Below are 12,078 nucleotides of genomic sequence, written 5' to 3' on the forward strand. Positions count from 1 at the left end.
TATAACTTATAAATGTAAAAGAAATTAAAATAAGGGAGTGTTTATAATTTTGTGTTTTAAATTTTTATGGATTTTTCAAATAGAAATCTAATTTAATTTTACATTATTTAACCATTAGGGAAAATAATTTCTAATTGTTTTTTAATTATGTCTCAATTTCTTACCTGGCTTTGTCATTTTATAGATGCGCTTTTGCAAAAAAACAATCTGATTGATGGCTAAAAATTTTTGTTGCTTTGCAACTGATTAATATTATTTATGTAATTTAATAGTTTTTTTATAAGATAATAAAATTCTAAATTTTAGTGTAAATTATTTATGCGCAATTAACTTGTGCCTTTAGTCTAATAAGAAATTCTCACAGAAAAATAAGGCTTGTTTTAATACAATACCAAAAATCCCGCCACTTTGGCGGGAATTTTCTTTAAAGTTTTGAATTGTTATACTAGTCAATAAATCAACTTACTTTTTGATTGGCAATAGTTACATTTTCAAAATTTTGACCTTCAATATTAATTGTGGCTACAAAATAGCATAAAAAATCATTGGTTAGTTTGTGGTGGTTATTTTTTGAAAGTATTAATTTATTTGTGCTTTGATTTTCTAAAAAATTTACCCAATTCTAAATTTCTTTAGGAAGATAAAATCTGATAAAAATACTTTTAAAGGCTTTTTTAGATTCTTCAACAGAAACAGTCAAAAGATTTCTAAAAACTTGTATTAATTTGATTGTTGATTGATTTAATCATACTCCGGCAGCAATACCAATAACAAAAAATATAATACCAGTTATCACCGAATATGTAAAATTAGGAATAACAGATAAATTATTAACTTTTGTTATAACAACTGAAAGCATTGTTGTAATCATAAAATAGTAAGATAAAGCAAGGCACGCAATTAAAATAGTAACTAAAAATGATTCAACAATGTAAAATTTTAAAGTAATCTTGTATAAAAATTTTTGTTTTTCTTCATAGTCGGGATCTTGTTCATTAAATTTAGAAGCAATTAAAGGTAATTGACTTTTTAACCAAGTACTATAATTTGAAATTCTTTTTGCAAATCGAGCTGCATTTTTTTCAATTCTTAAAAGTTGGGGAAACTTTTCTTCAAGTTTTTCATTTGATAAATTCAAAGCCTCTTTTTTGTATTTGGGAATAAATCAAATGTATCTTGAAAAGTTAAGAAAAATAAGCAAAAAAATCGAACTAAAAATAAATATTCTTAAAATAAGTATATGTTCAGTAAATAAGAATTGAAAAGGTGTGGCTAATGCAAGAATAAAGAATAAAAAAACGCTTGAAACAACATAAACGGGTTTAAAAAACAATAGTCTATAAAGTAGTAAAATTGATTTCATTTTAATAACCACCTGCGATAATTTTTTCTAAATCAAGTCTAAATTAGTATGCTAATTTAGATGCAATAGAGCCTAAATATTATAAACTATTTTTAAGAAGTTCAGTAACAGGTTTTTTGTAATATCTTAATGATATGAAAAAATAGATAAGAAAAATAAGTAAGCTAGTTGAGAATCAAATTGAAATGAAATTGATAAAAATTTGTGTATAAGTTGGACTTATAAAATCAGCGGTTGTTATCAAATTATAAAAATATGGCATACTAGGCAAACTTATTATTAGGCCTGATATTAAAATTAAGGATGAAATTACAAAAATATTTAATATGTGTAAGAAAAAGATTTTTCTAGTTTTTTCGCCTAGTGATTTAAGAATTCCAATTGATTTTATCTTTGATTGTGTTAGATTTTTTGCATAAAGAACTGAAAAAACTACTAATAAAACTATAAGAATTATTTGAATAACAAGTAAAGCTGCTTTTACTAAAAAAGTGGAGCTTAAAACTAAAATTTTTATTGATTCAAGATCGTTTGAATATAAAAAATTTGAAAAATCCTTTTTAAATGAGGCTAAATTTTCACTGATATTGTCAGATTTTAAAAATATTTTTGCACCACGCGGTCTTATTTCGTTTCTATATTCATCACCATCATTGTGCATTATGATTTGGTGGTTAAATTTATGTCTTTGTTCTTCGGGCGCGCCAGATTCTGATTTTTGTTCCTGCAAATGATGGTTTTCCTTTAGATCAAAAGTTCCGACTATTTTAAAAGGAATATCTTGTCCAGTTTTGTTTGATAACCGAACTTTAGACCCTATTTTTAGCTTCTCGTATTTGTCGATTTTAAAATCATTGTTTTTGTTTAATTCAGTAACTCTATTGTTAAAATTATCTATAATATTATTTATTTCATCAATAGTGTTAACTGAAACAACAATCTCATCTTTATTTTTAGGAAGCCCACCATCACTAATTTTTAAATTTTCTACCTTTAAATCTTTTAAAAAATGTTTTTTTTCAACTACAAATACTTGAAAATTTCTTGTATTCAAAGGACCGATTGTTATGTCGCTGAAAAGCGAATCGCCGACTGTGTTTTTACCAAAAAAAGCTTCATTAATTTTTTTTGGTAAATTATAATGTAAAAAAGAGGGTATTCTGCCAAAGGCATCAGTTGAATAGTTTACTCCGACAATAGTGACTTCAAAAATTGTTGAAATTTCATCAACATTCGAATTACGTATAGCTTTAATTTTAATTTTTTTGCCAATAGGATCAGTAATTTTTAATTTTGTGACAACTGAATTTGAAATAATTATCTCATCTTCATTTTGTATAAAATTACCTTGAAGGTTTTTGTCATCAAATTTAAACCTATTTTTAAAAAAATCAGATTGGTCGATTAATTCAATAGCATCTTTCTCAGAAATTAATTCTTTGCCCTTATTATTATAAGTAAAAGCAAAGTTTTGAGTTGAATAAACGGGAATAATTTTATTAACAATGTCTTTTTTAGCATTGAATTTCTCAATTTCTCCGTCAAAAAATGGTGATATTCCCTTTTTTTGAACCTCAAAAGAATCCAAATTGTATTGATGAATTCGTTGCGAGTCAACAGCATTCGCTCGCGTATCAAGTGTAGCAAATAAATTTAGACTTAAAATGCTAATTAGAAATGTGATAATTAGTAAAGTTGTAATAATTATTTTATTTTTAAAATCTAGCTTCAAAAATAAAATAATTGATTTTAATTTGTCACTTATTTTTAAAGGTTTTTTTTCAAATTTAAAATTATAATCAGTTTTATTTAAAGATTCGGCCTTATTTATTTCTTCGATTTTATCAATTTCTAATACAGACTCATTTTTTAGATAAATTATTCTATCGCCGTATTTTTTAGCAAGATCTAAATTGTGGCTAACTATCAAAATAGTTTTATTTTTCTTTAATATTTGTATTTTTTCAAAAAGAATTTTAGCATTTTCGAAGTCAAGATTTCCAGTAGGTTCATCTAACAAAATAAAATCAGATTCACGCGCTAATGATCGCAAAATCGCAATCCGTTGTTTTTCACCGCCTGATAAATTACTTACATTATTTGCTAAATTTTCTTTTGAAATATTAACAAAACTTGCATTTTCTTCAATATTCTTTTCATCAATATTAAAATTTATCGCATTTGCGCCAATTTTAATATTTTCCATACCAGTAGCAGATTCAATTAGGTTAAAATCTTGAAAAACAACGTCAATTAAAGGGTTTTTAACAATTTTGTTATCTTTATAAAAAAGAATTTCACCTCCATCTTTTTGACTAAAATTAGCGATTAGGTTAATAAGAGTAGTTTTCCCAATCCCAGAAGGTCCAACGACAAAGATCAACTCATTAGACGGGATGTCTAGGCTAAAATTTTTAAAAATAGCTCTTTGGTTAAAATTTTTAGTCAAATTTTTAATTTTTATCATTTTTAAGTAGCCAATCTATTTGATAAGTCATATAAATAGTTTTAATATTCAAAAAGTGTGTTTTACCTATTTTTTTATCTATTTTATCTAAAATATCTTTTTTTAACAATGAAATAAATTTTTCCAATTTAGTAGAGTCTATTTGGTGCTCTAATTTTGATTTAATTGCACTTTGAAACTCAATATACCAAAAAAGATGCTCTAAAAATTCAGTGTTATTTATATTTTTTTCATCAAGATTTTGGTTTATAAATTCAACAATTTCCTTGTTGTCATCTAATTCATTTTTAAAAATAAACTTAATAAATAAGTTAATAAATTTTAAAAAAAATGGAGCATTTTTTTCTAGTTTTGCGTTTATAATATTGTCAAAAATTTGCTTGGAAACATTAATTTTTGCCGGCTTGTCTGTATTATAAAAACTATTTAATAGCGCAATTGTTTTAAACAAATAAAAAAAATGAATTGGTTTTTTTACAAATTTACTATAACCAATTATTGTATTTAAAAAATCTTTTTGACTCTTAAAAAAATCGGGATAAGTCTTAATTGAAAAAAATACATAATTATATAAGTCCTCAAAAAAATCAGGATTATTTTCCGGTTTTTCGGTTGTTTGCTTAAATAAGGTTTCTATTGTTTGATTTATTTTTTGCACTTGATTATCTTTTTTCTCACACAAGTCTAAAATCTGTTTTACAAAAATAGTTTTTGTGATGTCAGCCTCTTTAGCAAACAAACCATTTTCAATAACATAATCTACAATTTCTTCACTTTTTTTAAGTAATTCGGGTTCTAATTTTTTGTTATTTCCAAAATAATAGTAAAGAAGTATGCCACCATAAACCCCAGGATCGCCGTCTATTTTAAAATTTATCAATCAGTTTTTAGTGTATTCATTTATTTTTGAGAAATACTCTGGCGAATATTCATAAAAATTCTTGCTAAGGTAGTAAAAACTAAACATTGATAAAGGTGAACCATCAAAATTTCTTATATTTTCTTCTGCATTCTGATTTTCAATAATTTGTCTAAAATATTTATCCCATTTTTCAATTAAAATATTTATTGATTTTTGTTTTTCTTTTATAATATCAGAGAAATGATTGTTGCCTAAAGTATTTATTATTGATAAAATCGAGATATATTTTTTAATGAGTAGTCAAAGTTTATCGTCTAATGATTTAGGATTTTCACTCCCGTTTATCAATACTTCTTCGCTTTCAAAATTCATTTTCTTGAATTCATCGCTAATTCAATCTTTAATATCGAAATATTTTTGAAAATCATGCCCATTTAATTTAAAATAGAAAATATTTCAAGCTAAAGGTTGAAAGTCATCCTTGATGTCAATAAACTGTTTTTTATTTTTATCATAATATTTCGAAATAAAATTAATAATTTTAGAAAAATTGTTAGACGGATTAATAGCGAAATAAATGTTAATTAATTGATAAATATCAATTAAATCAAAACGTATCATTCCTATCAAATTAGGTATGACTTTTAAGGTTGATTTTGCTTTATCGCTCTGATTAATGTTATTCGAAATTTTTAAAATTGCTAAAATTTCGTTTGCATATACGTAATTATAGTCTCCCTGAAAATTATTTTTTAGAGCATAACTACTTTTTTGCACACCTTTTTTTAATTCATTTTCTAAAATAAAGCTATTTATTTTTTCTAGATCAGAATTAGAGAAAACAGATGCGGATTTTGAATTACTAGTTAATGTTTTAGGCTCAAATCTATTTATTTCAACTTCAATAAACTTATTAAAAACATAATAAATTAATGGAACACTTATAGCAATTGATCCCAAACTTGCGCCAATAATTGAGAAAATAACTCATTTTTTCCCAAAAATTTTAGAAATCATTTACTATTCTTCCAAACTTTCAGATAATTTAGAAACCTTATAAAAAGAAGAATTAGACAATATATTCGAAACTTTTCATTTATCGTATTCAGCTCTTGCTGACGCTCAGCTGCCGAATTTTGTTACTTTGTATTTTCAACCGTTAAACTCATAATCTATTCCCGCATATTTATGATTATAACTAGTGATTGAGTCAACAAGATATCCATTTGAATCAATCGAAATACCTGCATTCGCACTTGTCTTAGCTGAAAATTTACCATCATATTTTATCTCGCCACCAACTTGAAAAGAAGGGCTTCCAATCCCCGAAATTCAGGATGACACTTCTAATTTTAAATTTTTTGGATTATCTTCATATTTATTTTTTAATCTAAATTTTGTTCTTGCTTTTCCAGTTCATGAAATTTTGTCTTGATAAAATCAACCACCATAATATGATAAATACTGGTAACCTCTCAATCCTATTCCGAAATAATAGTCTTGTTCATTTCTTTCAGCAAGTTGTTCTACATAATTTTCGTTTGCTAAAAGCGCAATTCCTGGAAACAATAAAAAAGCCTTCGCATTTATTTTTTGACTAGCAACAATTGCCGGTGTTGTGACTGCAAGCGTTAAACTTGTTAATGCTGTTAAGTTTAGTAAAATTTTTTTTATTTTTTTTGTAAATAGCATAAAATCTCATTAATAATTTTTTTCTATAAATAATTTATATTTGTCATAATTATATCATGCTAAATTAAATAACAAAGAACAAAACAAGAAAAATACAAAAATATAATTTTTGTTAAAAAACGGTAAAAATTATATTTTTATTCATAGCTATTTTTGCAAACTATAAATTCTATAAACATAAAACAAAATTTAAATAACAAAAATTAAGTTATTAAAATTTCCAGCTGTTTCTTCATTTTTCTTTTTTATATATAGCATTCAAATTCTTTAATTGTTAAAATTATGCTTAAAATGCCTTTATTTATTTCTTCGATTTTATCAATTTCTAATACAGACTCATTTTTTAGATAAATTATTCTATCGCCGTATTTTTTAGCAAGATCTAAATTGTGGCTAACTATCAAAATAGTTTTATTTTTCTTTAATATTTGTATTTTTTCAAAAAGAATTTTAGCATTTTCGAAGTCAAGATTTCCAGTAGGTTCATCTAACAAAATAAAATCAGATTCACGCGCTAATGATCGCAAAATCGCAATCCGTTGTTTTTCACCGCCTGATAAATTACTTACATTATTTGCTAAATTTTCTTTTGAAATATTAACAAAACTTGCATTTTCTTCAATATTCTTTTCATCAATATTAAAATTTATTGCATTTGTGCCAATTTTAATATTTTCCATGCCAGTAGCAGATTCAATTAGGTTAAAATCTTGAAAAACAACGTCAATTAAAGGGTTTTTAACAACTTTGTTATCTTTATAAAAAAGAATTTCACCCCCATCTTTTTGACTAAAATTAGCGATTAGGTTAATAAGAGTAGTTTTCCCAATCCCAGAAGGTCCAACGACAAAGACCAACTCATTAGACGGGATGTCTAGGCTAAAATTTTTAAAAATAGCTCTTTGGTTAAAATTTTTAGTCAAATTTTTAATTTTTATCATTTTTAAGTAGCCAATCTATTTGATAAGTCATATAAATAGTTTTAATATTCAAAAAGTGTGTTTTACCTATTTTTTTATCTATTTTATCTAAAATATCTTTTTTTAACAATGAAATAAATTTTTCCAATTTAGTAGAATCTATTTGGTGTTCTAATTTTGATTTAATTGTACTTTGAAACTCAATATACCAAAAAAGATGCTCTAAAAATTCAGTGTTATTTATATTTTTTTCATCAAGATTTTGGTTTATAAATTCAACAATTTCCTTGTTGTCATCTAATTCATTTTTAAAAATAAACTTAATAAATAAGTTAATAAATTTTAAAAAAAATGGAGCATTTTTTTCTAGTTTTACATTTATAATATTGTCAAAAATTTGCTTGGAAACATTAATTTTTGCCGGCTTGTCTGTATTATAAAAACTATTTAATAGCGCAATTGTTTTAAACAAATAAAAAAAATGAATTGGTTTTTTTACAAATTTACTATAACCAATTATTGTATTTAAAAAATCTTTTTGACTCTTAAAAAAATCGGGATAAGTCTTAATTGAAAAAAATACATAATTATATAAGTCCTCAAAAAAATCAGGGTTATTCTCTGGTTTTTTTGTTGTTTTATTGAATAAGGTTTCTATTGTTTGATTTATTTTTTGCACTTGATTATCTTTTTTCTCACTCAAGTCTAAAATCTGTTTTACAAAAATAGTTTTTGTGATGTCAGCCTCTTTAGCAAACAAACCATTTTCAATAACATAATCTACAATTTCTTCACTTTTTTTAAGTAATTCGGGTTCTAATTTTTTGTTATTTCCAAAATAATAGTGAAGAAGCACGCTGCCATAAACCCCAGGATCACCGTTTATTTCAAAATTTATCAATCAGTTTTTAGTGTATTCATTTATTTTTGAGAAATACTCTGGAGAATATTCATAAAAATTCTTGCTAATGTAATAAAAAATAGACATTGATAAAGGCGAAGCGATAAAATTTCTTTTATTTTCTTCTGTATTCTGATTTTCAATAATTTGTCTAAAATATTTATCCCATTTTTCAATTAAAATATTTATTGATTTTTGCTTTTCTTTTATAATATCAGAGAAATGATTGTTACCTAAAGTATTCATTATTGATAAAATTGAGATATATTTTTTAATGAGTAGTCAACGTTTATCACCTAATGATTCGCGATTTTCACTCCCGTTTATCAATACTTCTTCGCTTTCAAAATTCATTTTCTTGAATTCATCCCTAATTCAATCTTTAATATCGAAATATTTTTGGAAATCATACCCATTTAATTTAAAATAGAAAATATTTCAAGCTAAAGGTTGAAAGTCATCCTTGATGTCAATAAACTGTTTTTTATTTTTATCATAATATTTCGAAATAAAATTAATAATTTTAGAAAAATTGTTAGACGGATTAATAGCGAAATAAATGTTAATTAATTGATAAATATCAATTAAATCAAAACGTATCATTCCTATCAAATTAGGTATGACTTTTAAGGTTGATTTTGCTTTATCGCTCTGATTAATGTTATTCGAAATTTTTAAAATTGCTAAAATTTCGTTTGCATATACGTAATTATAGTCTCCCTGAAAATTATTTTTTAGAGCATAACTACTTTTTTGCACACCTTTTTTTAATTCGTTGTCTAAAATAAAGTTATTTATTTTTTCTAGATCAGAACTAGAGAAAACAGATGCGGATTTTGAATTACTAGTTAATGTTTTAGGCTCAAATCTATTTATTTCAACTTCAATAAACTTATTAAAAACATAATAAATTAATGGAACACTTATAGCAATCGATCCCAAACTTGCGACAATAATTGAGAAAATAACTCATTTTTTCCCAAAAATTTTAGAAATCATTTACTATTCTTCCAAACTTTCAGATAATTTAGAAACCTTATAATAAGAAGAATTAGACAATATATTCACAACTTTTTCTTCATCATATTCAGCTCTTGCTGACGCTCAGCTGCCGAATTTTGTTACTTTGTATTTTCAACCGTTATACTCATAATCAATTGAAGCGTGTTTATGATTATAACTAGTGATTGAGTCAACAAGATATCCATTTGAGTCAATCGAAATACCTGCATTCGCACTTGCTTTAGCTGAAAATTTACCATCATATTTTATCTTGGCACCAACCTGAAAAGAAGGGCTTCCAATCCCCGAAATTCAGGATGACACGTCTAATTTTAAATTTTTTGGATTATCATAATATCTATTTTTTATTCTAAATTTTGTTCTTGCTTTTCCAGTTCATGAAATTTTGTCTTGATAAAATCAACCACCATAATATGATAAATACTGGTAACCTGCCAATCCTATTCCGAAATAATAGTCTTTGTCATTTCTTTCAGCAAGTTGCACTACTCTATTTTCGTTTGCTAAAAGCGCAATTCCGGGAAACAATAAAAAAGCCTTCGCATTTATTTTTTGACTAGCAACAATTGCCGGTGTTGTGACTGCAAGCGTTAAACTTGTTAATGCTGTTAAGTTTAGTAAAATTTTTTTTATTTTTTTTGTAAATAGCATAAAATCTCATTAATAATTTTTTCTATAAATAATTTATACATAATTATATCATGCTAAATTAAATAACAAAGAACAAAACAAGAAAAATACAAAAATATAATTTTTGTTAAAAAATGGTAAAAATTATATTTTTATTCATAGCTATTTTTGTAAATATAAATTCTATAAATATAAAACAAAATTTAAATAACAAAAATTAAGTTATTAAAATTTCCAGCTGTTTCTTCATTTTTCTTTTTTATATATAGCATTGAAATTCTTTAATTGTTAAAATTATGATTAAAATAAAAAAACAAGGGAGTGTTCATAATTTTGTGTTTTAAATTTTTTATGGATTTTTCAAATAGAAATCTAATTCAATTTTACATTATTTAACCGATTAGGGAAAATAATTTCTAATTGTTTTTTAATTATGTGTCAATTTCTTATCTGCCTTTGTTATTTTTCGCTTGCGTTTTGGAACATCAAATAAGTTATTTTTGAAAGGTAATTCACACTTTGAATTCGGCTTTTGTTTTTGTATTTTTCCTAATTAATTTATTCACTGATTCAATTGAATTTGTCGTATAAATTGTTTGTCTTAATTCATATGGATATTTAAAAAATGTCGTTAATTCAGCGAAATTTGCATACCAAGATTTGATAATTGAAGGATATTTTTGCCCTCATTTTTTCGCAAATTCATCAAGATTTTGCATTGCAAATTCTTAATTAATCGCTTGATAAATCTTTTTCATATCATAGCCAAACTCTTTTTTGTCCTTGTTAGAAACTTTTAAAAGCGAGTTTCTAATTTGGTGAACAACACATTTTTGAACATCTGTTTGCAGAAAAACCGCTTCAATTGCTTGACTAATTCCGCTTAGATTATCACAAGAAATTATTAGAACATCTTGCAGTCCACGTGTTTTTAGTTCGCTAAAAACATCGACTTAATTACTTGCTGATTCGCTATTTTTAATCCAAAATCCCAGTACTTTTTTATTGCCTGCTAATCAATTGCAAGAATAAGATAAAGTGATTTTTTGACAAAAACACGTTTTCTTTAACATTAAAAAACATCCTATCAATGTAGAAAATTGGATAGGAATTCTCAATTTTTTGCCATTTTCACCTTTCAATTTCAGGTAAGCTTATTCAGTCTATGCACACCATTTTTGCTTCGGTTGCTTTTTTCATAGCCTAAATGTTGGTTTAATTTCGCCTTTAAGAGCGCCTCAGTAAAAGTTTTAAACATATGCGAAATTTTGTTGTGAAAATCTTCTTTTTTATTTTTTTATAATCAGCGTATTTGTCAACAATTTTTTTAGCTTCTAACTCAAATGGGGATAATTTTTTTGCTCTTTTTTGATATTTTAGTCCTTTATGATAAATTTTATCAAAACAGATTTACTTTAAGACACAAAATATTTAATATTCCCGTTAATTCTGCTAGAGTATTTCTGTAGAAGTTTTAAATACATAAGTTAGGAAAAAATTAACCAGTTTTCGCGTATAAATTAACAAAATCTTGGTAAACATCTAGTGATTCAAATTTTACATTCCTAATTTGTGGAAAATGAATGCCCCAAATTAGGAAATAAAAAAGCGCTAAATCATATCCCTTGAAATATTTTTCAAAATATTTTAGTGAAAACAAAGTTGGACGTTGTCCAGGATTAATGAAAATAATTACATTTTTTGTTTTTTTACCGTTAGGTTGGTATTCTTTATCAAAATGAAAGCTTTGACTATCAAATTTCCATTTTTCAATTCCTTTTTTAGCTTTTTTGATCATTTTTTTACTAACTAAAGTAGTACCAAAAACTGCGGTTCCAATAAATAATTTTCCAAAACCAAAAGCCCCTGGAATTATAATTAATAAAAATATTGCTGATTCATCATAAAAAATATTTCATATAATAATAAATTCAACTATAACAACAAAAAAGTGAAAAATTAGACTAAAAAGTAGAATTTTATTATTTTTCCTTGCAATTTTTTCAATTTCTGACAAACCAGTTTTAAATAGGGAATTGCACTTAAGTGCTATTGATTTTTTATTAAGAATTTTGATTCTTCTAAAAACATTGCGAAAATAATAATTAGGTCTAATCTTATATAAAATGAATAGATTAAAAACTGCAATTGCAATAAAACTTAAAACTGGTGGGTAAATAAGTCAAAGTATGTTAACAAAATTATTAAATAACATTTTTT

Annotated in this window: 7 protein-coding genes and 2 pseudogenes; all 9 read right to left on the minus strand. The window is 24.9% G+C overall.

Features of this window, described 5'->3' with window-relative positions; all coding sequences use genetic code 4:
• Positions 1-622: 622 nt before the first annotated feature.
• The 9 genes and pseudogenes from MDIS_RS01425 to MDIS_RS03940 all read right to left on the minus strand — a co-directional run bounded on the left by MDIS_RS01425 (position 623) and on the right by MDIS_RS03940 (position 12,073).
• Positions 623-1,138, minus strand: coding sequence for a hypothetical protein (locus MDIS_RS01425; RefSeq protein ID WP_232034186.1), 516 nt, complete (start codon positions 1,136-1,138; stop codon positions 623-625).
• 304 nt (positions 1,139-1,442) lie between these two features.
• Entirely contained in the window at positions 1,443-3,830 is a 2,388-nt protein-coding gene (locus MDIS_RS01430; RefSeq protein ID WP_044635322.1) for an ABC transporter ATP-binding protein/permease, read from the minus strand.
• A complete protein-coding gene (locus MDIS_RS01435; RefSeq protein WP_044635323.1) occupies positions 3,817-5,709 on the minus strand; it encodes a hypothetical protein in 1,893 nt (630 codons plus the stop codon). Before MDIS_RS01435 ends, MDIS_RS01430 begins: the two co-directional genes overlap by 14 nt.
• A 3-nt stretch (positions 5,710-5,712) precedes the next feature.
• Positions 5,713-6,384 carry a hypothetical protein gene (locus MDIS_RS01440; RefSeq protein ID WP_044635324.1) on the minus strand — a complete coding sequence of 224 codons (672 nt, stop codon included), beginning with the start codon at positions 6,382-6,384 and terminating at the stop codon, positions 5,713-5,715.
• A gap of 293 nt (positions 6,385-6,677) precedes the next feature.
• Positions 6,678-7,325, minus strand: a pseudogene (locus MDIS_RS01445) (ABC transporter ATP-binding protein); the annotation flags it as partial.
• Complete coding sequence (locus MDIS_RS01450) at positions 7,312-9,204, minus strand: hypothetical protein (protein WP_044635326.1); 1,893 nt, start codon at positions 9,202-9,204, stop codon at positions 7,312-7,314. The gene MDIS_RS01450 and the pseudogene MDIS_RS01445, both read right to left, overlap by 14 nt.
• A 3-nt stretch (positions 9,205-9,207) precedes the next feature.
• The gene (locus MDIS_RS01455; RefSeq protein WP_044635327.1) at positions 9,208-9,879 is read right to left on the minus strand and encodes a hypothetical protein; all 672 of its coding nucleotides are present in this window, start codon (positions 9,877-9,879) and stop codon (positions 9,208-9,210) included.
• Between the two features lie 473 nt (positions 9,880-10,352).
• Positions 10,353-10,778, minus strand: a pseudogene (locus MDIS_RS04355) (IS256 family transposase).
• Positions 10,779-11,356: 578 nt separating this feature from the next.
• Positions 11,357-12,073, minus strand: coding sequence for a hypothetical protein (locus tag MDIS_RS03940; RefSeq protein ID WP_052506208.1), 717 nt, complete (start codon positions 12,071-12,073; stop codon positions 11,357-11,359).
• Positions 12,074-12,078 lie beyond the last annotated feature (5 nt).

The sequence above is a fragment of the Mesomycoplasma dispar genome, assembly GCF_000941075.1.
Classification (GTDB): Bacteria; Bacillota_I; Bacilli_A; order Mycoplasmatales; family Metamycoplasmataceae; genus Mesomycoplasma; species Mesomycoplasma dispar.